Genomic DNA, 21,733 nt, shown 5'->3' on the forward strand with positions numbered 1-21,733 from the left:
ATGCTGACCCCCGTCATCGACGAAGACGGCGCCCCCTTCTGGGAGTTCGCCGCCCGGCGCGAGCTGCGCGTTCAGGGCTGCGCGGACTGCGGCGAACTGCGCTTCCCGCCCCGCCCCTGCTGCCCGCACTGCCGGTCCTTCGACAGCGAGTGGCGGCTGATGTCCGGCCGCGGCCGGATCTGGTCGTACGTCCTCCCCCACCCGCCCCTGCTGCCCGACTACGCCGCCCAGGCCCCCTACAACGCGGTCCTCGTCGAACTCGCCGACGCCCCGCGCATCCGCCTCGCCGGCAATGTCGTCGCCGCCCCCGACGCGCCCCTGGACTCGGTCGACCCGGCCCGGCTGCGGATCGGCGCCGCCGTGCGCGTCGCCTTCACCGAGATCGACGGCGTGACCGTGCCCCGCTGGCTCCTGGAGCGCGGATGAGCACCTCGGGAGTTCACGTAGAGCGGGACAAGGAGACCGGGGTCGCCGTCGTCACCCTCGACCGGCCCGAGAAGCACAACGCGATCACCCTGGAGATGGCCGGGCGGCTCGGCGAGCTCTGGCGCGGCTTCCGTTACGAGGACGAGGTCCGCGCGATCGTCGTCACCGGGGCCGGCGGGCGGGCCTTCTGCACCGGCATCGACCGCGCCGACGCCGGGCGGGTGCCGCAGCCCTCGTCCCCGTACACGATCGACGATCCGCTGATCTCCATCGGCCCCAAGGCCAACGACCTGTGGAAACCGGTGATCGCCGCCGTCGAGGGCATGGCCTGCGGCGGCGCCTTCTATCTGCTCGGCGAGGCCGAGTTCCTGATCGCGGGCGAGGGCGCCGAGTTCTTCGACCCGCACGTCACCTACGGGATGGTCAGCGCCTTCGAGACCATCCACATGGCGCAGCGGATGCCGTTCGGCGAGGTCGCCCGGATGGCCCTGATGGGCGGCGCCGAGCGGATCTCGGCCCGGCGGGCGTACGAGACCGGGCTCGTCAGCGAGCTGACGGCGCGCGGCGGGGCGCTGGCCGCGGCCGTGCGCGCCGCCGAGGTGATCGCCGGCGCGCCGACCGAGGCCGTGCAGGGCACCGTACGCGCCCTGTGGACGACCAAGGGGCCCGCCAGGTCCCAGGCCCTCGCCCAGGCCCCGCATCTGGTGACGCTCGGAAACCTGCCGGCGGAGCGGCAGGCCGAGCTGTTCACCGGTCGGGGCCGGGGCGGGGCCGGGGGTTTCCGGGTGCGCTGAGGCGCGCCGGCTGAAACGCGGTGCGTCAGCCGATGGTGCGGTTGGCGAAGGCGACCTCGCAGCGGGTGTACTCGGAGCCGTCGCCCTTGCCGGTGTACGGGGTGCTCGCCTCGGTCGACTTCGAGGCGCCGCCCTCCACCCGCAGGTCGCTGACCTGCGCGATCGCGAGGTCGACGGTCTTGCCGGCGGCGCCCTTGAACTGCAGGGTGGCGTCGTACAGGTACGCCGAGGAGTCGCTGTTGGTGAAGGTCAGCTTGGCGACCAGCTGCTTGCCGTCCGCGCTGAGCGCGCACTCGTCGATCTTGATGTCGCGCATGGCGCGGTCCCTCGACGAGCCGCCGACGCCGCTGACGCTGCCCGAGGAGCCGCTGGTGCTGCTGCCGTCGGAGCCGCTGCTGGAGTGGCTGGAGCTGCCGCCGGAGCCGTGGCTGCTGCCGCCGCAGCTGGCGCCGTGGGAGCCGCGGGCGCCCGTGAGGGCGAAGACGGCGAGACCGAAGACGGCGATGGCACGGACATGACGAAGCTTCACGCTTCAACCCCCGTTGAGTGTGTGGTGTGTGCAGGTGCACAGGCAGAGTGAAGGTGCCCGTCCGTGAAGTTCATTGACAGGCGCACGACACCCTACTGGACGCTGACGCCCTCGATTTCACACCGCTTGACCTGACCGACGCTCTTCGGGTTCCGCATCGCAACATCGACCGTCTTGGCGGCGTTGCCGTCGACCGAGACCACGGTCTCGGCCCGGTCCACCGCCGTGCCGGCCGTCCCCTCGAACTCCACGACCACCTTGAACGTCCGCGCGTACGAGGTGTGCGAGACGACCTTCACCGTGGCGGTGGTGTCGGCCTTCCGGGCCGGCCGGCCCTTGCTCTTCTTGCGCGCGGGCTCGACGCAGTCGACGACGAACGCCTCGACGTCGGCCGTCGGCGACGAGGACACGGTGGGATCCGGCGTGTACGTGGAGCCGTTCGACCCCGAGCCGCCGCCCGAACCGGCGTCGTCGTCATCGTCGTCGTAGTCGTGGTTGCTCTTCTTGGAGCTGGAGCAGCCGCCGCCACCGCCACTGCTGCTCCGGCTCTTCCCGCTCTTGCTCTTGCCACCGCCGTGGCTGCCGCCCGTGCTCGTCTGGAAGCCGGTCAGCGCGAGCACCACCACCGTGAGCGTCGCCGCGAGCTTCAGCCTGGTGCGGATCATCGCCGCGCCCCCTGTCCGTCTCCCCATGGATTCGTCGTGCGCGCGTCACCCTAGCGCCGCCCCGCCGCCCGCCGCCCGGCGCCGCATGGCGGGGCCCCCGCACCCGGCGTAGCGTCGACAGCGAGAGCCGGACCAAGGGAGGCCGATCGGTGATCCGCAACATCGTCGGCTCCGTCCTGGCCCTCGCCGGAGCGACGGCCGCCGTCTGGAGCCCCTTCCGTGCCTGGTACGACGGCCGTCACGGGCGCGACTATCCGATCGAGGACCTCTTCGCCGGCATCACCGACGCCAAGGCCGAGGTCATCGGCTCGATCCTGCTGCCCTTCGCCTTCGCCGCCGTGCTCACCCTCGCCGGGGTCGTCTTCCGCCTCCGCTGGCTGGTCGCCCTCGCCGGCTTCGTCGTGCTCGGCTTCACCATCCTGTGGATGGTCCGGGTCGGCCAGGCCCAGGGCGGTCTCACCGTCGGCTCCGACGGGCGCGGCCTCGGCGACGGCGTCGCGAACGCGCTCGGCGGCGGCTTCCTGCTGCTCCTCGGCGCGGTCGTCATGTCGGGGCGCCCGAAACCGCACGTCACCCGGGTCGACCAGCCTCACGTACCCACGCACCCGACCCTGGACGGCGGCCCGCCGACCCAGACGTACGACAGGCCGCCTCCGCCGCCGGAGCAGGCCCCGCCGCCGTCCTCGGACGTGCCGTGGGACCCCGGGCGCGACGAGACGCCGCCGCCCCCGGAGCACCGGGCCTAGGCCTTCCGTACGGGCTAAGCGCCCCGGTTGGTCGCCGTGCCCTTCACCGCGTCCAGCGCGTACACGCAGCGGTCCTTGCTGCACGCGTACACGACACCGTTGCGGGCCACCGGCGAGCCGGTGATCTCGCCGCCGGTCGCCAGCTTCCAGCGCAGCTGGCCGCCGCTCGCGTCCAGCGTGTAGAGCACGTGGTCGGCGGAGCCGAAGTGCACCCGGCCGTCGGCGACCACCGGGGCGCCGATCAGCTCGCCGCCCGCCGCGAACCGCCACTTCGGGGTGCCGGTGACCGCGTCCAGGGTGTAGAGCGCGCTGCCGCTGCCGACGTGCACGTTGCCCGCGGCGACGAGCACCGGCTCGGTCGACTGGCGCTGCTCGGTGGCGATCCGCCAGCGGTCCTTGCCGGTCGTGGCGTCGAGCGCGTACACCGTGCCGAGGTGGTCGGCGAGGTACACCCCGCCGCCGGTGACCGCCGGGCCGGGCGCGAACGCCGGCGGCGACAGGAACACGGCCGGCGCCTCGAAGTGCCAGCGGACATGTCCGCTCGCGATGTCCACGCACAGCACCCGGGTGCCGGCCGCCACGTACACGCAGCCGTCCTCGGCCGGGGCGAGCCGCACCGGCACATGGGCGCAGGAGGCGGCGTCGCCGATCGGGTACGACCAGCGTTCCGTGCCCGTACGGGCGTCGAGCGCGGCCAGCCGGGCGTCCCGCCACACGTACACGGTGTCGCCGTGCACCGCCGGGCCGCCCTCCGGCGTCTCGAAGTCGGTCTGGGCGCCGGTGAGCTCCCACAGCTTGGCGCCGTTGGAGGCCTCCCAGGCCTGGACTCCGCCGCCGCGGGTGCCGGTGACGACGGTGCCCCGGTCCACCTGGAGGGAGTACACCCAGGAGTCCGTGTGCAGCCGCCAGCGCTCGCCGCCGTCGTGCGCGTCGAGCGCGTACAGCGTCGGGCCGTCGGAGGCGTGGATCCGGCCCCCGGACACCGCCATCGACCAGGCGACGTCCCGGGTCTTGAACTGGCGCCGGCCGCTCGCCGTGTCCAGGGCGTGCACCTCGAAGGAGGTGACGTAGAGCAGGTCGCCGTCGACCACGGGGGTGCCCCACACGTCGTTCGACATGCGGAACCGCCACGGCCGCCAGTGGCCGGGCGTCTCGGGCGCCTGGGTGGCGCCGGTCTCAGGGGTACGGGCGGCGGGCCCGCCCAGCGGGCGGGAGCCGGGCGGCGGGCCGGGCTCGGCGCCGTTCGCGCCGCCGGGCGGCCGGATCCAGCCGGTGGCCGTGTCGGGCGAGGAGCCCGGGCCGACCCGGACGGCCGCCCGGGTGTCGGCCACCCGCGGGCCCGGGCCGATCGGCACGGCGGCGCCGGCGAGCCGTACCGGACCGGGATCGGACGCCGATGCCGACGCCGGTACGGACACGGGCGCGGGCGCGGGCGACGGCGCGGGGTCGCCGGCCGGACCGGCGTGCCGGCCGCCCGGGAAGCGCGGGTCGCCGCCGCCCTGCGCGCTCTGCCCGTCGGGGGCGCGCGGCGGGCGCGGCGGCATCGGCGGCTGCGCCGGGACCTGCGGGGCGGGCCGCCCGCCGCGACGGGTCTCGATCATGGCGACGGCGCTCTGCGGCAGCCAGGCCGCGGCGGTGCCGCTGTCGTCCTCGCCCGAGCCGAAGAGGTGCGGGGCGAGCATCGCCTGCAGATCGGCCGGGGTGGGGCGCTGGGCGACGTCCATCTGCATACAGGCGTCGATCAGCGGCCGCAGCTCGTCCGGCAGCCCCTCCAGGTCCGGGCCCTCGCGCAGCAGCATGAACACGGTCTCGACCGGGTTCGCGCCGTGGAAGGGCGCGTGCCCGGTGGCCGCGAAGACCAGCATGGAGCCGAGCGAGAAGACATCGCTGGCGCCGGTGACGCTGCGCGAGTCGCGGGCCTGCTCGGGCGACATGTAGGCGGGGGTGCCGACGGCGACGTTGGTCATGGTCAGGCGCGTGTTGGAGACGCCCGACGCGATGCCGAAGTCGATCACCCGGGGGCCGTCCTCGACGACGAGGACATTGGACGGCTTGAGGTCGCGGTGGACGAGCCCGGCGCCGTGGATGGACTGCAGGGCCTCGGCGACACCGGCCGCGAGCCAGCGCACCGCCTGGGCCGGGAGCGGCCCGCACTCGTTCACTATCTCTTCGAGGGAGGGCGCCGGCACGTACGCGGTCGCGAGCCACGGCACGGCGGCGCGCGGGTCGGCGTCGACGACGGCCGCCGTGTAGAAGCCGGAGACCGCGCGGGCGGCCTCGACCTCACGCGTGAAGCGGACCCGGAACAGCTGGTCCTCGGCGAGCTCCGTCCGCACGGTCTTGATCGCCACGCGCCGCCCGGACGCCGAGCGCGCGAGATACACGAGACCCATTCCGCCCGCGCCGAGCCGGCCCAGCACCTCGAAGGGCCCGATCCTTCTCGGGTCGTGCTGCGTCAGCTGCTCCACTTGCCTGCCACCTCCCCGTAGGGCCATGAGATTACGGCCCCGTGGCCCCTGATTGTTCCTGTCCGGGGCGGTGGTTGCGAACCCGGGGGCGGATCGGGGTGTCCTATCTCATTTCGGAGGCGTGTCGGAGGCCGGAGCGGCGGGCGTGTCGCCGCGTGTCGCGTCCGGTTCCTCCCGCTCTGCCGGGTCGGGCTCGGCGGCGGATTCGGCGGGCGGCTCGGCCAGAACGGCGAAGCGGGCGCCCTGGTTGTCGTGGAGGACGGCGATGCGGCCGTAGGGGGTGTCGACGGGGCCTTCGGCGACGCGGCCGCCGAGGCGGACGGCGGTGGCGCAGGCCTCGTCGCAGTCGTGGACGGCGAAGTAGACGAGCACGTGGCCCGGCATCTCGGCCGGGAAGGCGTCGGTGATCACGGCGCGGCCGCCGAAGGCGGTGTCGTCGCCGGGCCGGGAGCCGGGCGGCGACCACACGCGGTAGTCGAAGCCCTCGGCGCGGCCTTCCTCGGCGGGGTCGACCTGGCGGCCGAGCCAGCCGAAGACGCTCGCGTAGAAGGTGTCGACCGCCTCGGGCCGCCGGGTGTACACCTCCAGCCAGCAGAAGGAGCCGGGCTCGCCGGTCACCTCGAAGCCGTCGGCGTCGCCGGCCTGCCGCAGCCCGAAGACGGCGCCGCCGGGGTCGGCGGCAAGCGCGAGCACCCCGAAGGGCCCGACGGGGTACGGCTCCATCACCATCCGTCCGCCGGCCGCCTTCACCCGGGCGGCCAGCGCCCCGGCGTCGTCGGCCGCCAGATACACGGTCCAGGTGGTCGGCATCCGCCCGTCCCGCTTGGGCACGAGCCCGGCCACCCGCCGCCCCTTCAGCAGCGCCTCGTCCCGCGAGGCGTCGAAGCTCCAGCCGAAGAGCTCACCGTAGAAGCGCTTCCCCCCTTCGAGGTCGGGAAGCTGCGCGTCCACCCAGCAGGGGGTGCCCTGTGCGAATACGGCCATGCCACCAGAATGGGTCGGCCCGGGCGGCCGCGCACGCGCCCGAAAGCGAACAATTGTGCCCATTCGGGCGCCGGAGCCCTTGTCCTGCTTGGGTTGTCCACCGAAGTTGTCCACAGCCTGTTAATAAGCCTTATGAGGTGCGCGCCCGCGCCCGGACTCCGCCGCACGGGCTCCGAAGACCCCTCCCCGGCCCTCCGCAGGCCCCGCCCGAAGGCCCGCTCAGCGGCCCGTCAGAGGGGGTGCACCCCATTTGCAGTCGGCCGAATCGCGCGTCGATCACCCCTCGGTAAGCTGACGGCATGACAGGACAAGTACGCACCGTCGACGGCCGCGTGGCCGGACGACGCGGCCAGGCGACGCGGCAGAAGCTGCTCGACTGCCTCGGTGAGATGCTCAGCTCCTCGCCCTACCGGGACGTCAAGGTCATCGACGTGGCCCGGAAGGCGGGTACTTCGCCCGCGACGTTCTACCAGTACTTCCCTGACGTCGAGGGTGCCGTCCTCGAGATCGCGGAGGAAATGGCCAAGGAGGGCGCCGGGTTGACCGAACTGGTCTCCGGGCGGTCCTGGGTCGGCAAGGCCGGCTGGCAGACCTCCGAGGAGCTGGTCGAGGGATTCCTCGACTTCTGGCGCAAGCACGACGCGATCCTGCGGGTGGTGGACCTCGGGGCCGCGGAGGGCGACAAGCGGTTCTACAAGATCCGCATGAAGATCCTGAACTCGGTCACCAACTCCCTCACGGACGCGGTGAAGGAGCTCCAGTCGAAGGGCAAGGTCGACAAGGACGTCAGCCCCGCGGCAATGGCGGGCTCGCTGGTGGCGATGCTGGCGGCGGTCGCCGGCCACCAGAAGGGCTTCCAGACCTGGGGCGTGAAGCAGGCCGAACTCAAGCCGAACCTCGCCCTGTTGGTGCACCTGGGGATCACGGGCAAGAAGCCGACGAAGTAACCCCGTGCCCCGGGAGCGCTCCGCTGCTCCCTTCACCCGTCCTGTCGCGCCGGCGGCGGTCCCGCCCGTACCTGTTCCGTACGGGAGGCCGCCGCCGGCGTCTGTCCGTACGGCGCCGTGCGGATCGCGGATCAGACGCGGGTCAGCCGGAAGAGGCGGATCTCGCGCTCGATCCGCGCCTGGTACGTGGCGTAGGGCGGCCAGAAGACGAGCGCCGCCCGCCAGGCCTCGGCGCGTTCGTCGCCGGTGAGCAGTCTGGCCCGTACGGGGAGGCTCTCGCCGCGCCAGCTGATCTCGGCGTCCGGGTGGGCGAGCAGGTTGGCGGTCCAGGCGGGGTGGCCGGGGCGGCCGAAGTTGGAGCCGACGAGCAGCCAGCTGCCGCCCGGCTCGGGCATGCAGGCGAGCGGGGTGACGCGCGGCTGTCCGCTCTTCGCGCCCTTGGCGGTGAGCACCACGCCGGGCAGCATACGGGCGCTGAGCAGCACTTTTCCGCCGGTGAGCCGGTGCACGGCGCGGTCCATGGCGGGGATGAAGCGGGGCGCGACCTTCGCGAAGGCGCGGGTCGAGGAGACCTTCTGCAGCATGCGCAGTCCGACGGGCATCAGGCCACCTCTCCGGGGGTCGCGCCGAAGAGCCCGCCGCGTTCGGCGGCCCGTGCCCGGAGCCGTACCGCCGGGCCGAAGAGGAGTTCGTCGGCGGTCGCCCGCTTGAAGTACAGATGGGCGTCGTGTTCCCAGGTGATGCCGATGCCGCCGTGCAGCTGGATCGTCTCGGCGGCGGCCGCCCGCTGGGCGTCCAGGGCCTGGGCGAGGGCGAGCGCGGCGGAGACGCCGTCACCGTCCGTCGCCGCGCAGCGCGTGAGCGAGCGCGCCGACTCGATCTGGACGAGCAGGTCGGCGAGCCGGTGCTTGACCGCCTGGAAGGAGCCGATGGGGCGGCCGAACTGTTCGCGGGTGGCGGCGTGTTCGACGGTCCGGTCGAGGGCGCCGCGGGCGGCTCCGACGGCCTCGGCGGCGAGCATGACGGCGGCCCCCCGCCCGGCGGCGGCGAGCGCGCCCGGCACGTCGAGCGGCTCCTCCCCCAGCAACTCGGCTCGCACGTCCCGCAGTTGGACGGTCGCCTGGGAGCGGGTGAGGTCGAGGGTGGGTTCCCGGTGCCGTACGAGCCCGTCCGCGTCCTCCGGTACGAGGAAGAGCAGCGTACGGCTGCGCGGGAAGCCGCCGGCGTGGGCGGCGACCAGGAGCAGTCCGGCGCTGTGTCCGTCGAGGACGTGGCCGGCCTCGCCGTACAGGGTCCAGCCCTCGCCGTCCGGTGCGGGGACGGCCTGGATGCCGCCGGCGCGGCCGCCGCCCGCCCAGGGCGTGCCGGTGTTGTCGCCGGTGAGGCCGAGGGCGAGCGGGAGGGAGCCGCCGGGCAGGGCGAGGGCGCAGGTCAGGGTGCCGTCGGCGATCCGGGGCAGCAGCGCGGCGCGCTGTGCCTCGGTGCCGAGGGCGGCGACGAGCGGGGCGGCGAGGACGGCGGTGGCGAGCAGCGGGGTGGGGGCGAGGACGCGGCCGGTCTCCTCGCAGGCGAGGGCGAGTTCGGCGGGGCCGCAGCCAACTCCGCCGTACGCGGCCGGGAGGGCGAGGCCGGGAAGGCCGAGGGTGCCGGCCAGGGTGGCCCAGAGCCCGGTGTCGTATCCCTCGGGGGTGGCGACGGCGGCCCGGACGTCGGCGGGTCCGGCGCGTTTGGCGAGGAGCTCGCGCAGGGTGCGCCGGATCTCCAGCTGCTCTTCGGTGCCGGTGCCGGGGTCGGTGCCGGGACCGGTTCCGGTTCCGAGAATGCCTCCGGTGCCGGTTCCGGGGCCGGTTCCGGGGTCCGTGTCGGGGTCGGTGGCGGCGGCGCTGTCCATGGGCTGGGGCTCCCCTCCGTATCTGACGGGCCGTCATGCTAGAGCCGCGCGGGACAGAAGCACAGACCGCCGGGACCTCCGGATCGAGCCGAATCTGATGTACCGTCAGATCCATGCCCACCACCTCAACGGACCGCCGCCGTCGCGTCGCCGTCGTCGGCATATCCCTCTCCGACGTCGGCCGGGTCGACGAGGCCACGCCCTACGCCCTGCACGCCCAGGCCGCCCGCCGCGCGCTCGCCGACAGCGGCCTGGACCGCTCCGTGATCGACGGCCTCGCCTCGGCGGGCCTCGGCACCCTCGCCCCGGTGGAGGTCGCCGAATACCTGGGCCTGCGGCCGCGCTGGGTGGACTCCACCTCGGTGGGCGGCGCCACCTGGGAGGTCATGGCGGCGCACGCCGCCGACGCCATCGCCGCCGGGCACGCCAACGCCGTCCTGCTCGTCTACGGCTCCACCGCCCGCGCCGACATCAGGGCGCGCCGCCGCACCGGCAACCTCTCGTTCGGCGCGCGCGGGCCGCTGCAGTTCGAAGTGCCGTACGGGCACAGCCTGATCGCCAAGTACGCGATGGCCGCGCGCCGCCACATGCACGAGTACGGCACGACGCTCGAACAGCTCGCGGAGGTCGCCGTCCAGGCGCGGGCGAACGCGGCGCTCAACCCGGAGGCGATGTTCCGCGACCCGATCACCGTCGACGACGTGCTCGACGGCCCGATGATCGCGGACCCCTTCACCAAGCTGCACTGCTGCATCCGCAGCGACGGCGGCTGCGCGGTGCTGCTCGCGGCGGAGGAGTACGTACCGGACACGGCGAAGGCGCCGGTGTGGATCCTCGGCACCGGCGAGCACGTCTCGCACACCACGATGTCGGAGTGGGCGGACTTCACCGTCTCCCCGGCGGCGGTCAGCGGCCGGCTGGCCTTCGAGCGGGCCGGCGTGCGCCCGGCCGACGTCGAGGTCGCCGAGATCTACGACGCCTTCACGTACATGACCCTGGTGACCCTGGAGGACCTGGGCTTCTGCGCGAAGGGCGAGGGCGGGGCGTACGTCGCCGAGAAGGACCGGCGGGTGTCGGTGAACACGGACGGCGGGGGCCTGTCCGCCTGCCACCCCGGGATGCGCGGCCTCTTCCTGCTGGTCGAGGCGGTACGCCAACTACGCGGCGAGGCACCGGGGTTGCAGGTGCGGCGGCCGGACGGCTCGCTGCCGGAGCTGGCGGTGGCGTCGGGGACGGGGGGCTGGTTCTGCTCCTCGGGAACGGTGGTCCTGGGCCGGGGCTGACCGCCCATCCCGCAGATCTATACAACCGTCATAGACAGGCGTGTAGGACATCCGTATAGTCGTCTCTGCGGGGCCGTCCACGGCCCCGCACCACCCGACAAGGAGTCCTGCCATGACCAGCTCCACCCGCCCCGCCAAGACCGTCCTCATCTCCGGCGCCTCCATCGCCGGCCCCGCCCTCGCCCTCTGGCTGCACCGCTACGGGTTCGCCCCCACCGTCGTCGAGAAGGCCCCCGCCCTGCGCACCGGCGGCTACAAGGTCGACCTGCGCGGCGGCGCCATCGAGATCTGCGCGCGGATGGGCATCCTCGACGAGGTGCGGGCCCACTCCACGGACATGGCGGGCGGCTCCTACGTCGACTCCCGCGGCCGCACGATCGGCGAGCTGCCGGCCGAGATCTTCGGCGGCCGGGAGGAGGGCGACGACGAGATCATGCGCGGCGACCTGGCCCGGATCCTGTACGAGCGCACCCGCGACGACGTCGAGTACCTCTTCGGCGACTCGATCGCGAGCCTGATCGAGGACGCGGACGAGGACGGGGGCGGGGGCGGGGTCACCGTCACCTTCGAATCCGGCACCGTCCGCCGCTTCGACCTGGTGGTCGGCGCGGACGGTCTGCACTCGCACACCCGGCGGCTCGTCTTCGGCGAGGAGCGGCGGTTCAGGCAGCACCTCGGCGCGTACATCTCCATCTTCTCCGCGCCCAACCGGCTCGGCCTGACCCGCTGGGAGACCTACCACGCCCGCCCGCACAAGCTCGTCTCCGTCTACGCGACGGCCGGCGAGGAGGCCGGCACCGCCAAGAACTGCTTCGTCTTCGCCTCCCCCGCCGAACTCCCCTACGACCACCGCGACCCGGCCACCCAGAAGCGGCTGCTCGCCGAGGCCTTCGCGGGCGACGACTGGGAGATCCCGGCGCTGCTCTCGGACGCGGCCGGTGCCGAGGACTTCTACTTCGACTCGATCGCCCTGATCCGGATGGACCGCTGGTCGCGCGGCCGGGTCGTCCTCCTCGGCGACGCCGCCCACTGCGCCTCCCCCGCCTCCGGTCAGGGCACCGGCCTCGCCCTCACCGGCGCCTACGTCCTCGCCGGCGAACTCGCGGCGGCCGGCGGCGACCACGAGCGCGCCTTCGCGGCGTACGAGCGCGTGATGCGGCCGGGCGTGGAACTGAACCAGAGGTTCGCGGCGTCCTTCGCCAAGGAGATGACGGTGTCCTCGCGTCGGAAGATCGCGCTGCGGATGTTCATGGTGCGGACCCTGCCGAAGACCCCGTGGAAGAACCTGATCGCGAAGAAGATCCGCGACGACATCCAGAAGGCGGCGAACGCGGTGCCGTTGAAGGAGTACGGGGCGGTGCCCGCCGCGGCGAGCAGGGCGGCCAAGGGATTTTGAACGGGTTCGAAAATCCTCTTCCCCCTGTCGGACCCTCTTGTTACGATCACGCCTTCGAGCGGGGTCCGCCGCAGGGGGCGGCGCACCGGCCCCCGCTCCATGGGAGGGGAATCTCTTGAGCGAGAACACGCGCGCCCGCGCGAACCGGAAGAAAGCGCTCGCCGTCGCGACCACCTTCGGCATCGCGGCCGGCCTCTGCGCCACCACGACGGCCCCGGCCACCGCCGCGCCGGCGGCCCCGGCCGCGACGACCGCCACGGACGAGGTCGTGGTCCCGAACCCGGGCCGTTTCCTGCCGCGCGGCGAGGACCTGGGCCAGGCCGGTGCCACCGGCTACGCCCACAAGCAGGAGGGCTCGGCCGGCTGGGCCTGGACGGACTTCGCCACCGGGGCCGACAAGCCGATCACCCAGGCGCAGGCCACCGACGGCCACTCCGGCCTCCACGCCGTGGAGGAGGTGGACCCGAACGCGCCGGGCGACCGCGTCAAGGTCACCGACCTCGCCACCGGCGACACCCGCGTCGACGTCGTCCTCCCGAACAACAACGAGTGGACCGGCGCGTACAACGCCGACACCGTCGTCTCCGCCGGCCGCGACGAGAACCACGGCATCGTCTCGGTCCAGCTGCTCCGCATCGAGGACGGCAAGCAGACCGCGACCCCGGTGACCGGTCTGAGCGAGGTCTTCGAGGGCAGCCTGGACCTCGTCGCCCAGGACGCGAAGGGCGCGCTGCTGCGCTTCTACCGCGAGGGCGACCAGTTCCCCGAAACGTATCTGCTGGACTACGCCACCGCCGCGCTCAAGCCGGCGCCGGTCGGCGACGAGGCGGTGGAGCCCTACCTCGGCGCCACGCACATCGTCGAGCACAACCTGTACGACGACACTGTGGCGAGCGTCCCGCGCACCGACTCCGCGGCGAAGTGGGTCACGACCCCGATGCCGGATCCCGGCGACTCCCTCGGGCTCGGCCCGTTCGGCACGGTCGGCGACTGGATCGTGATCACCCGGCCCGTGCCCGGCTACAAGCAGCCGTACGTCACCGGCGAGAAGCTCCAGGCCGTCCACATCGGCACCGGCGAGGTCAAGGACCTCCTGCCGCACGCCGCGGCCGAGCTCGCCACCGCCCCCGACGGCAGCCTCCTCGCCGTCGGCGGCACCAGCGCGACCGACTGGGCCCTCCAGCGCGTCACCGTCGGCGCCGACGGCACGCCGCAGATCACCAAGGTCCGCGACATCCCGCCGGTCGCCGCGAAGGTCACCGACCTGGCGCTCGGCGGCGGCCGGCTGAGCTTCCGGGCCAATGCCCAGGCCGGACCGGGATCGGGCATCTACGACTCCGACACCAGCCTGACGGGCACGCCCACCGCGACCGCGCCCAAGCTGCGCGCCAATCTCGGCCAGACCTTCGGCGGCCTCGCGTCGCTGGGCGACGGCGAGTCGGTGTACTCCACCGGCAGCCAGCTCCGCTCGCCGATCACGACCAGCACCTTCCGCACGGCCGACGTGCCGTCCAGCCAGACCGGCCACAAGATCACCGACACCTCCGGCCGTTACGTCCTGGCCACCGGCTCCGAGGGCACGGTCGTCGCCGACCTGGAGAACTACACCGACACCTCGGACGTGGTGCTCCCGCTCCCCGACTCCTCCGCCGCCCTGTGGGGCTCGAAGGTCTGGAAGCCCACCGCCACGGCCGGCCAGGTCAACGCCTACGACCTGAAGACGAAGACGACCTCCGCCGCCGTCGACCTGGACTCCGCCACGAACTGCCGGCCCACCGAGCTCCAGGCCGTCGGCAACTGGCTCTACTGGGCCTGCGGCGCGGACAAGGCCGGTGTCTACGACATCACGCTGAAGAAGAGCGTGGCCGTGCCCACCGGCGAGGCCCTGCTCGGCGACGGCTTCGTCGTCCGCCACGAGGGCGACAAGCTGCGCCGCACCGACGCGGCCACCGGCGAGACCACGGACTTCGCGGACCTGCCCGCCTCGGCGGCCGGCTCCGGCCGCCGGGAGACCTGGACCGTGGACCGCTTCGGCGGTGACGTCGCCTTCGTCGACGCGAAGAACGAGATCCACGTCAAGCGGATCGACGGGCCCCGCGCCCCGCTCGCGCAGCTCGTGCACTCCGTCGAGGACCTGGGCTTCGAGGGCTCCGGCGTCGAGCCCTCGCCCGCCACCTGGTCTCCGGTGTTCCGCTTCTCCAAGCCGGTCGGCTCCTGGGAGCTGCGCATCGCCAAGGGCAACGGCGAGGGCGTCCGCACCCTCACCGGCAGCCGCGGCGACGGCGCCGCCGTCCGCGTCCAGTGGGACGGCAAGGACAGCAAGGGCCGCGGGATCGAGTCGGGCCAGTACCGCTGGGAGCTGATCGCCCGTCCGCTGGACGGCACGGCTCCCCAGGGCCTCAGCGGCGCGTTCAACGTCACCGGCAGCTCGCTCACCACCCTGCCCGGCACCTTCACGCCGGTCACCCCCGCCCGCCTCCTGGACACCCGGTCCGGGCTCGGCGCGACGAAGGCGAAGGTCGGGCCGAACGGCACCGTGCTGTTCAAGGTGGCCGGCCAGGCCGGGGTGCCCGCCGAGGGGCTCACCTCGGTGGTGCTCAACGTGACCGCGACCAACGCCACGGCGGACAGCTTCGTGTCCGTCTACCCGTACGAGACGCAGCGGACGGCGGCCTCCAGCCTCAACTTCAAGGCCGGGCAGACGGTGGCCAACCTGGTGACCGTGCCGGTCGTCAACGGCTGGGTCGAGCTGTACAACAAGAACGGCTCGGTCGACCTGCTGGCCGACGTCGCCGGCTTCTACCAGGAGGGCACGGCCGGTTCCGCCTACGAGCCGGTCGCCCCGAAGCGCCTGATGGACACCCGCACCGGGATCGGCGTGCCGAAGGCCAAGGTCGGCGCGGGGCAGACGGTGACGCTCACCGTCGCCGAGCCCGGCGTCACCGCCGTCGCCCTCAACCTGACGGCGACCAACGGGACTTCGGCGAGCTTCGTCTCCGCGTACCCCTACGGGACCACCCGGCCCGAGGTGTCCAGCGTCAACTTCGCGGCCGGGCAGACCGTGCCCAACATGGTCGTCGTCCCGGTCAAGGACGGCAAGATCACCTTCTACAACCGGTCCGGCTCCGTCGACCTCATCGGTGACGTCGCCGGGTACTTCAAGCAGGGCTCCGGTGCCGTCTTCACCGGCATGCAGCCGAAGCGCCTGATGGACACCCGTAACGGCACCGGCGTGCCGAAGGCCAAGATCGGCGCGGGGCAGACGGTGAGCCTCACCGTCGGCACCAAGTACAAGGCCGTCGTCCTGAACGTGACCGCGACCAACCCGACGGCCACCAGCTTCGTGTCCGTCTACCCGTACGGCACCGCCCGCCCCGCCGCGTCGAACCTCAACTTCGTCGCCGGGCAGACCGTGCCCAACGGGGTCGTCGTCCCGGTCAAGGACGGCAAGATCACCTTCTACAACCACAGCGGGACCGTCGACCTCATCGCCGACGTGACCGGCTTCTACACCGACTGATCCGGTAACCGATCCACCGGATCACCAGCACCACCACCGCAGGGCCTCATGATGGACGCCATGGACGACGAACGGCGTTTTCAGGAGGCCCTGCGGTCCGTGCGGGTCTGGGACACCGAGCTGCCCGGCTTCGATCCGGCGGACGTGCCGGAGGAGCCGGTCGCGCTCTTCCACGGGTGGTTCACCGGGGCGGTCGCGGCCGGGGCGGTCGAGCCGCACACGATGGCGCTCGCCACCGTGGACGGCGAGGGGCGGCCGGACGCCCGCATCGTGATGCTGCACGGGGCGGACGCGCGCGGCTGGCACTTCGCCTCGCACGCGGGCAGCGCCAAGGGCCGCCAGCTGGCCGCCCGGCCCGAGGCGGCGCTCACCTTCTACTGGCCCGTGCAGGGCCGCCAGGTGCGGGTGCGGGGCCGGGTGGTGACCGGGACGGCCGAGGAGGCGTACGCGGATCTGCACGCCCGGACCACCGGGGCGCTCGCCTCCGCGCTCGTGGGGCACCAGAGCGAACCCCTCGGCTCGCTCGACGAGCTGGCCGGGGCGAGCGAGGAGGCCTGGGAGCGGGCGCAGCGGGAGCCGGAGGCGCACGCGGAAAGCTGGACGCTGTACGTGGTGGAGCCCGAGGAGGTGGAGTTCTTCCAGGGCGACGAGCGGCGCCGGCACATCCGGCTCCGCTACCGCAGGGCCAAGGGTTCCGGCTGGACGCGCGAACTCCTCTGGCCGTAACTCCCCTGAGCGTAACCCCTCTGGCCGTAACTCCTCTGGCCCTAGCGCTGGTTGTCGTACATCTCCTCGATCTCCTTCGCGAAGTCCCGCAGCACCGCCCGCCGTTTCAGCTTCAGCGACGGCGTCAGATGGCCGCTCGCCTCCGTCCACTCGGTGGACAGGATCCGGAAGGCGCGGATCGACTCCGCCCGCGAGACCAGCCGGTTGGCGTCGTCGACGCCGCGCTGGACCACGGCGAGGAGCTCGGGGTCGCGGGCGAGTTCCCACAGCGCGAGGTGGTCCTTGTGCCGCATCCGGCGCCAGTGGAGCAGGCCCTCGTGGTCCAGGGTGACGAGCGCCGAGACGTACGGGCGGTCGTCGCCCAGGACCATGCACTGGGCGACCAGCGGGTGGGCGCGCAGCCAGTCCTCCAGCGGGGCGGGGGCCACGTTCTTGCCGGCGGAGGTGACGATCATGTCCTTCTTGCGGCCGGTGATCCGCAGATGGCCCTCGTCGTCGAGGGCGCCGAGGTCGCCCGTGGGGAACCAGCCGTCGTCGGTGTACGGCAGGGCGACCCCGCGCTGGGCGTCCCAGTAGCCGGCGAAGATGTGCCCGCCCTTGAGCCAGATCTCGCCGTCGCGGGCGATCCGTACGGCGGTGCCGGGCAGCGGGCGGCCGACGGTGCCGGGGCGGGGGCCGTGGAGCGGGGTGACGGTGGCCGCGGCGGTGGTCTCCGTCAGGCCGTACCCCTCGTACACCTCGATGCCCGCGCCGGAGTAGAACTCGGCGAGCCGGGCGCCGAGCGACGAGCCGCCGCTGATGATGTGCCGGACGCGGCCGCCGAGCGCGGCCCGGACGCGCTTGTAGACGAGCGGTTCGTAGAGGGCGTGGGCGGCGCGCAGCCCGAGGGTGGGGCGGGCGGCGGAGGCGGTGCTCCGGCCGTAGCGTTCGGCGATCGTGGCGGCGCGGTCGAAGGCGGCGGCGCGCCCGGCGCGTTCGGCGGTGGCGCGGGCGGTGTGGAAGACCTTCTCCAGGACGTAGGGGATGGCGAGGAGGAAGGTGGGCCGGAAGCCGGCGAGGTCGGCGAGGAGTTCGTCGCCCTCGACGCTCGGCGCGTGCCCGACCCGTACCCGGGCGCGGACGCAGCCGACGGCGACCATCCGGCCGAAGACGTGGGAGAGCGGCAGGAAGAGCAGAGTGGAGGCGGGCTCTTTGGTCGCCGATTTGGCCGCCGATCGGAACACCGGGTGGAGGAGCGCGACCGCGTTGTCGACCTCGGCGAAGAAGTTGGCGTGGGTGAGGGCGCAGCCCTTGGGGCGGCCGGTGGTGCCGGAGGTGTAGATGAGGGTGGCGAGGGTCTGCGGGGTGAGCAGTCCGCGGCGGGCGGTGACGGCCTCGTCGGCGACCCGGGCGCCGGCCTTGCGGAGCTGGTCGACGGCGCCGGTGTCGAGCACCCAGAGGTGTCCGAGGGAGGGCAGCTGGCGGCGTTCGTTCGAGACCAGGCGGGCCTGTGCGGCGTCCTCGACGACGCAGGCGGCGGCGCCGGAGTCCTGCAGGATCCAGCGGATCTGGTACGAGGACGAGGTGGGGTAGAGCGGGACGGTGACGAGTCCGGCGGCCCAGGCGGCGAAGTCGAGCAGGGTCCACTCGTAGCGGGTCCGGGCCATCAGCGCGAGCCGGTCGCCGGGGCGTAGGCCCTGGGCGACCAGCCCGCGGGCGACGGAGTGCACCTCGGCGGCGAAGGCGGCGGCGGTGACGTCGGTCCAGGTGCCGTCGGGGCCCTTGCGGGAGAAGAGCGCGGCGGTGGGTTCGGCGCGCGCGGTCTCGTACGGCAGGTCGGCGAGGGAGCCGCGGCGCGGCGGCGGCACGAGCGCGGGTACGGAGGCCTCCCGCACGACGCCGTCGACGCGGACCAGCTCGGGCTGAGGCTCGGTTGGCGGCTCGGGCGTGGGCCCGTGGGGTGGCTCGGGGACGGGCACGTGCGGCTCCTCAGGGGGAGAACCGGACAGTAACCTTACTTCCGAGTAAATCTAGGGCGTGGAAAGGGTTTTGGACAGATCCGGCGCCAGGTCGGCAAGGCCTCGCCACACAAGCCCCATCAGCGTCTTCGCCGCCCGCTCCGGGGACACGCCGGCCCGCCCGTTCGCCCAGTTCGCCAGCGACTCCGCCGCCCCGACCAGTGCCTGCGCGATCCCCTCGGCATCGCACGGCTCCTGCGCGGCCGCCGCGACGAGCTCCGCCACGTACGCGATGATCCGGTCCCGCATCCGCTCGGCCTCGGTCGCGAACGGCTCGCCCTGCGCCCGCGCCTGCCGGCTCAGCACCGCCCAGGCGTCGGGGTGTCCGGCGGTGTGCGTGAAGAAGGCCAGCACCCCGGCCCACAGCCGCTCCTCGGCCGGACCGTCGCCCTCCACGGCGCCGGCCACCACCCGCAGCAGCGCCTCGGACTCGCGCCGGATGCACGCGGTGAACAGCTCTTCCTTGGAGTGCAGATAGAGATAGACCAGCGGCTTGGACACCCCCGCGAGCTCCGCGATCTCGTCCATCGACGCCGCCTGGTACCCCCGCCGCCCGAAGGTCAGCACCGCCGCGTCCATCATCTGCCGCTCGCGCACCTCGCGCGGCAGCCTCCTCGTCCCCGCCACACCGGCCACCCTACGGGTACGGGTACGGGCCCGGGCACGCGTGAGGCCCGCGCCCCCGAAGGGGAACGGGCCTCACGACGTTCGTCCGTACGATGCCGGGATCAGGCGGCAGCGGAGACCGGGGTCTTCTGCTCGGCCGCGGGGACGTCCACCAGGTCGTCGACCGGGGAGGCCGAGGCGGACTCGTAGGCGGCGAGGTCCAGGATCTTCTCGCGGGCGGAGACGAGGACCGGGACCAGCGCCTGGCCGGCCACGTTGGTGGCGGTGCGCATCATGTCCAGGATCGGGTCGATCGCCATGAGGAGGCCGACGCCCTCCAGCGGGAGGCCGAGGGTGGACAGGGTCAGGGTGAGCATGACCGTCGCGCCGGTGAGGCCGGCGGTGGCCGCCGAGCCGATGACCGAGACGAAGGCGATGAGCAGGTACTCCTTGACGCCCAGTTGCACGTCGAAGATCTGCGCGATGAAGATCGCGGCGAGCGCCGGGTAGATCGCGGCGCAGCCGTCCATCTTGGTGGTGGCGCCGAACGGCACGGAGAAGGAGGCGTACTCCTTCGGGACGCCGAGGCGCTCGGTGACCCGCTGGGTGACCGGCATGGTGCCGACCGAGGAGCGGGAGACGAAGGCCAGCTGGATGGCCGGCCAGGCGCCCTTGTAGAACTGGATCGGGTTCAGCTTGGCGACGGTCGCGAGCAGCAGCGGGTAGACGCCGAAGAGGACCAGGGCGCAGCCGATGTAGACGTCGGCGGTGAAGGTGGCGTACTTGCCGATGAGGTCCCAGCCGTAGTTCACGATGGCGCGGCCGATGAGGCCGGCGGTGCCGATCGGGGCGAGCCGGATGACCCACCACAGGGCCTTCTGCAGCAGTTCGAGGACGGACTCGGAGAGGGTGAGGATCGGCTGGGCCTTGGCGCCGAGCTTGAGGGCGGCGATGCCGGCGACGGCGGCCATGAAGACGATCTGCAGGACGTTCAGCTCGGTGAAGGGCGTGATGACGTCCGTCGGGATGATGCCGGTGAGGAAGTCGATCCAGCTGCCCTGGTGCTCGGGGAGCTTGCCGTCCTTCGGGGTGAGGCCGGTGCCGGCCCCCGGGTTGGTGATCAGGCCGATCGCGAGGCCGATGGCGACCGCGATCAGCGAGGTGATCATGAACCAGACGAGGGTCTGCGCGGCGAGGCGGGCCGCGTTGTTGACCTTCCGCAGGTTGGTGATGGAGACGAGGATCGCGAAGAAGACGAGCGGGGCGACGGCCAGCTTGAGCAGCTGGACGAAGATGCCGCCGACCTGGCTCAGGGTCTCCTTGAGCCAGCCGACGTCCTGGCTGCGGGCGAGCCAGCCGAGCAGGACGCCGATGACGAGACCGGCGACGATCTGGGCCCAGAACGGGACCTTGGGTATACGCGCGGAAGACGCGGACACGGGCACACTCCACTGGTGCGTATCGGGGAATACGGGACGGGGGTGCGGCACACACGCGCTCACGCGCGGGCCGCTGCATGATGCCGGATCAGAAGGCGCGGCAACAGACCGCGGACATACAGCGGCACAGATCGACGTGCAGGCGCGCCACGAGCGGGGTGCTCGGGTCCTGGAGGAGGCGCACTGCGGTTGTCATGGCGAGAACGTTAACACCTGTACTTTGAGAACCTCAAAGCAGTTCTTTGAGATGGCCTGAGGCCAGAGGCCGTCTCAGCCTTCGGAACACAGAAAACCCCTGGCTGGAGCCTTCGAAGCTCCCGCCAGGGGCGGAGATGTGAGGCTGCTTACGCAGTCTTTACGCGGCGTCCTCCGCCGAGCGGTTGGACTCCAGGCGGGTCTTCGCCCGGTCCACCTTCTCGACGATCTGGACGCTCATGTCGTCCCGCTGCTTGCGCAGCAGCACGAAGCTGAGCGGCGCGGAGACGAGGAGCGAGAGCAGCAGGACCCAGAGGAAGTTGGAGTCGCCGAGGCCGCGCGGCAGCACGCCGACGTAGACCAGGCCCCACAGCGCCAGGAAGCTGCCGGCGAAGATGCCGAGGCGCATCAGGGTGTAGCGGAGCATGTGCGTGTCCCTCCCATACCGGACGAGCGTCCCTCCAGTGAAGCACGGGGCCGGGCCCGGCCCGGGAGCGGGTCCGGTCACATCCCCTTGAGCGACCCATCCGTAAGGGATAATCTCCGTCTATGACCCTTACCTTTGAGCTGGATCCCGCCGTCGACCGCGCGCTGCGCGACGGCGTCATCGCCCTCTGGGCGGACGTGTCCAACGCGGGCGGCGCCGTCGGCTTCGTCCCGCCCGTGACGCCGGAGGAGATCCGGCCCGCGCTGCTCAAGCACCTGGTCGGGATGGCCGACGGCGGCACGCGGCTGCTCGTCGGCCGGGACGGGGACGGCGAGGTCGCCGCGACCGCCTTCTACACGACCAACGGGCACCCACTGATGCGGCACTGGGTGTGGCTGTACACGGTGATGGTGCACCCGAAGCACCAGGGCAAGGGGTACGGGCTCGACCTCATGGCGGCGGTCGAGGAGGCCGCCCGGACCGGCGAGGGCTTCGAGCACGTCGAGGCGATCCGGCTCACCTGCCGGGGCGGCACCGGCGTCGACGCCTTCTACGCGCGGGCCGGCTACAAGGAGGTCGGACGCGTCCCGGCCGCCATCCGGGTGGCCCCGGGCGACGACCGCGACGACATCATCATGCTGCTCCAGCTGCGGTAGCCCGTACCGCAGCGTCAGAGAAGCATCAGAGACGGATC

19 protein-coding genes are annotated in these 21,733 nt (G+C 72.8%); 9 read left to right on the forward strand and 10 right to left on the reverse strand.

The features are described from left to right. Together JAO84_RS14925 and JAO84_RS14930 are read left to right on the forward strand one after the other, a co-directional pair. On the forward strand, window positions 1–426 hold the full coding sequence (locus JAO84_RS14925; protein ID WP_370413325.1) for a Zn-ribbon domain-containing OB-fold protein: 426 nt from the start codon (window positions 1–3) through the stop codon (window positions 424–426). Further along, on the forward strand, window positions 423–1,220 hold the full coding sequence (locus tag JAO84_RS14930; protein WP_370413326.1) for an enoyl-CoA hydratase/isomerase family protein: 798 nt from the start codon (window positions 423–425) through the stop codon (window positions 1,218–1,220). The genes JAO84_RS14925 and JAO84_RS14930 overlap by 4 nt, the downstream gene beginning before the upstream one ends. A 25-nt stretch (window positions 1,221–1,245) precedes the next feature. On the opposite strand, the gene JAO84_RS14935 is transcribed toward JAO84_RS14930, so the two are convergent. Together JAO84_RS14935 and JAO84_RS14940 are read right to left on the reverse strand one after the other, a co-directional pair. Then, window positions 1,246–1,749 carry a hypothetical protein gene (locus JAO84_RS14935; RefSeq protein WP_370413327.1) on the reverse strand — a complete coding sequence of 168 codons (504 nt, stop codon included), beginning with the start codon at window positions 1,747–1,749 and terminating at the stop codon, window positions 1,246–1,248. 92 nt (window positions 1,750–1,841) lie between these two features. Then, window positions 1,842–2,414 carry a hypothetical protein gene (locus tag JAO84_RS14940; RefSeq protein WP_370413328.1) on the reverse strand — a complete coding sequence of 191 codons (573 nt, stop codon included), beginning with the start codon at window positions 2,412–2,414 and terminating at the stop codon, window positions 1,842–1,844. A gap of 149 nt (window positions 2,415–2,563) precedes the next feature. Between JAO84_RS14940 and JAO84_RS14945 the strand changes: the two genes are divergently transcribed. Further along, a complete protein-coding gene (locus JAO84_RS14945) occupies window positions 2,564–3,160 on the forward strand; it encodes a hypothetical protein (protein WP_370413329.1) in 597 nt (198 codons plus the stop codon). Between the two features lie 14 nt (window positions 3,161–3,174). On the opposite strand, the gene JAO84_RS14950 is transcribed toward JAO84_RS14945, so the two are convergent. Beyond that, complete coding sequence (locus tag JAO84_RS14950; RefSeq protein ID WP_370413330.1) at window positions 3,175–5,655, reverse strand: PQQ-binding-like beta-propeller repeat protein; 2,481 nt, start codon at window positions 5,653–5,655, stop codon at window positions 3,175–3,177. An 81-nt stretch (window positions 5,656–5,736) separates the two neighbouring features. Continuing rightward, window positions 5,737–6,612 carry a VOC family protein gene (locus JAO84_RS14955; RefSeq protein WP_370413331.1) on the reverse strand — a complete coding sequence of 292 codons (876 nt, stop codon included), beginning with the start codon at window positions 6,610–6,612 and terminating at the stop codon, window positions 5,737–5,739. 299 nt (window positions 6,613–6,911) lie between these two features. On the opposite strand from JAO84_RS14955, the gene JAO84_RS14960 reads away from it, so the two are divergent. Further along, window positions 6,912–7,559 (forward strand): TetR family transcriptional regulator, encoded by a 648-nt coding sequence (locus tag JAO84_RS14960; RefSeq protein ID WP_265866389.1) that lies wholly within the window; start codon window positions 6,912–6,914, stop codon window positions 7,557–7,559. Between the two features lie 131 nt (window positions 7,560–7,690). Here the strand turns inward: JAO84_RS14960 and JAO84_RS14965 are convergent, their stop codons facing one another. After that, entirely contained in the window at window positions 7,691–8,161 is a 471-nt protein-coding gene (locus tag JAO84_RS14965; RefSeq protein ID WP_370413332.1) for a nitroreductase family deazaflavin-dependent oxidoreductase, read from the reverse strand. Next, entirely contained in the window at window positions 8,161–9,450 is a 1,290-nt protein-coding gene (locus tag JAO84_RS14970; RefSeq protein WP_370413333.1) for an acyl-CoA dehydrogenase family protein, read from the reverse strand. Before JAO84_RS14970 ends, JAO84_RS14965 begins: the two co-directional genes overlap by 1 nt. Before the next feature lie 113 nt (window positions 9,451–9,563). On the opposite strand from JAO84_RS14970, the gene JAO84_RS14975 reads away from it, so the two are divergent. From JAO84_RS14975 to JAO84_RS14990, 4 genes are all read left to right on the forward strand, one after another. Continuing rightward, the gene (locus JAO84_RS14975; RefSeq protein WP_370413334.1) at window positions 9,564–10,733 is read left to right on the forward strand and encodes an acetyl-CoA acetyltransferase; all 1,170 of its coding nucleotides are present in this window, start codon (window positions 9,564–9,566) and stop codon (window positions 10,731–10,733) included. Between the two features lie 112 nt (window positions 10,734–10,845). Then, complete coding sequence (locus JAO84_RS14980; protein ID WP_370413335.1) at window positions 10,846–12,129, forward strand: FAD-dependent monooxygenase; 1,284 nt, start codon at window positions 10,846–10,848, stop codon at window positions 12,127–12,129. 115 nt (window positions 12,130–12,244) lie between these two features. Next, the gene (locus tag JAO84_RS14985) at window positions 12,245–15,649 is read left to right on the forward strand and encodes a hypothetical protein (RefSeq protein ID WP_370413336.1); all 3,405 of its coding nucleotides are present in this window, start codon (window positions 12,245–12,247) and stop codon (window positions 15,647–15,649) included. Window positions 15,650–15,709: 60 nt separating this feature from the next. Further along, a complete protein-coding gene (locus JAO84_RS14990) occupies window positions 15,710–16,375 on the forward strand; it encodes a pyridoxal 5'-phosphate synthase (protein WP_370413337.1) in 666 nt (221 codons plus the stop codon). Window positions 16,376–16,416: 41 nt separating this feature from the next. On the opposite strand, the gene JAO84_RS14995 is transcribed toward JAO84_RS14990, so the two are convergent. From JAO84_RS14995 to JAO84_RS15010, 4 genes are all read right to left on the reverse strand, one after another. After that, a complete protein-coding gene (locus tag JAO84_RS14995) occupies window positions 16,417–18,333 on the reverse strand; it encodes a long-chain fatty acid--CoA ligase (RefSeq protein WP_370413338.1) in 1,917 nt (638 codons plus the stop codon). A gap of 51 nt (window positions 18,334–18,384) precedes the next feature. Then, window positions 18,385–18,981 carry a TetR/AcrR family transcriptional regulator gene (locus JAO84_RS15000; protein WP_370416768.1) on the reverse strand — a complete coding sequence of 199 codons (597 nt, stop codon included), beginning with the start codon at window positions 18,979–18,981 and terminating at the stop codon, window positions 18,385–18,387. A gap of 119 nt (window positions 18,982–19,100) precedes the next feature. Further along, window positions 19,101–20,423 carry a dicarboxylate/amino acid:cation symporter gene (locus JAO84_RS15005; RefSeq protein WP_370413339.1) on the reverse strand — a complete coding sequence of 441 codons (1,323 nt, stop codon included), beginning with the start codon at window positions 20,421–20,423 and terminating at the stop codon, window positions 19,101–19,103. Window positions 20,424–20,772: 349 nt separating this feature from the next. After that, window positions 20,773–21,039, reverse strand: a complete 267-nt coding sequence (locus JAO84_RS15010) for a DUF4229 domain-containing protein (protein ID WP_370413340.1) — start codon at window positions 21,037–21,039, stop codon at window positions 20,773–20,775. Window positions 21,040–21,161: 122 nt separating this feature from the next. Here JAO84_RS15010 and JAO84_RS15015 point away from each other — a divergent pair, with 122 nt between their 5' ends. After that, window positions 21,162–21,695, forward strand: a complete 534-nt coding sequence (locus tag JAO84_RS15015) for an N-acetyltransferase family protein (RefSeq protein WP_370413341.1) — start codon at window positions 21,162–21,164, stop codon at window positions 21,693–21,695. Window positions 21,696–21,733: the final 38 nt, after the last annotated feature.

It is taken from the genome of Streptomyces fradiae, assembly GCF_041270065.1.
GTDB lineage: Bacteria > Actinomycetota > Actinomycetes > Streptomycetales > Streptomycetaceae > Streptomyces.

Coding starts and splice junctions, on each gene's coding strand:
- JAO84_RS14925 (WP_370413325.1), top strand. CDS start 1: ATGCTGACCCCCGTCATCGACGAAGACGGCGCCCCCTTCTGGGAGTTC.
- JAO84_RS14930 (WP_370413326.1), top strand. CDS start 423: ATGAGCACCTCGGGAGTTCACGTAGAGCGGGACAAGGAGACCGGGGTC.
- JAO84_RS14940 (WP_370413328.1), bottom strand. CDS start 2,414: ATGATCCGCACCAGGCTGAAGCTCGCGGCGACGCTCACGGTGGTGGTG.
- JAO84_RS14950 (WP_370413330.1), bottom strand. CDS start 5,655: ATGGCCCTACGGGGAGGTGGCAGGCAAGTGGAGCAGCTGACGCAGCAC.
- JAO84_RS14955 (WP_370413331.1), bottom strand. CDS start 6,612: ATGGCCGTATTCGCACAGGGCACCCCCTGCTGGGTGGACGCGCAGCTT.
- JAO84_RS14960 (WP_265866389.1), top strand. CDS start 6,912: ATGACAGGACAAGTACGCACCGTCGACGGCCGCGTGGCCGGACGACGC.
- JAO84_RS14965 (WP_370413332.1), bottom strand. CDS start 8,161: ATGCCCGTCGGACTGCGCATGCTGCAGAAGGTCTCCTCGACCCGCGCC.
- JAO84_RS14970 (WP_370413333.1), bottom strand. CDS start 9,450: ATGGACAGCGCCGCCGCCACCGACCCCGACACGGACCCCGGAACCGGC.
- JAO84_RS14975 (WP_370413334.1), top strand. CDS start 9,564: ATGCCCACCACCTCAACGGACCGCCGCCGTCGCGTCGCCGTCGTCGGC.
- JAO84_RS14980 (WP_370413335.1), top strand. CDS start 10,846: ATGACCAGCTCCACCCGCCCCGCCAAGACCGTCCTCATCTCCGGCGCC.
- JAO84_RS14990 (WP_370413337.1), top strand. CDS start 15,710: ATGGACGACGAACGGCGTTTTCAGGAGGCCCTGCGGTCCGTGCGGGTC.
- JAO84_RS15010 (WP_370413340.1), bottom strand. CDS start 21,039: ATGCTCCGCTACACCCTGATGCGCCTCGGCATCTTCGCCGGCAGCTTC.
- JAO84_RS15015 (WP_370413341.1), top strand. CDS start 21,162: ATGACCCTTACCTTTGAGCTGGATCCCGCCGTCGACCGCGCGCTGCGC.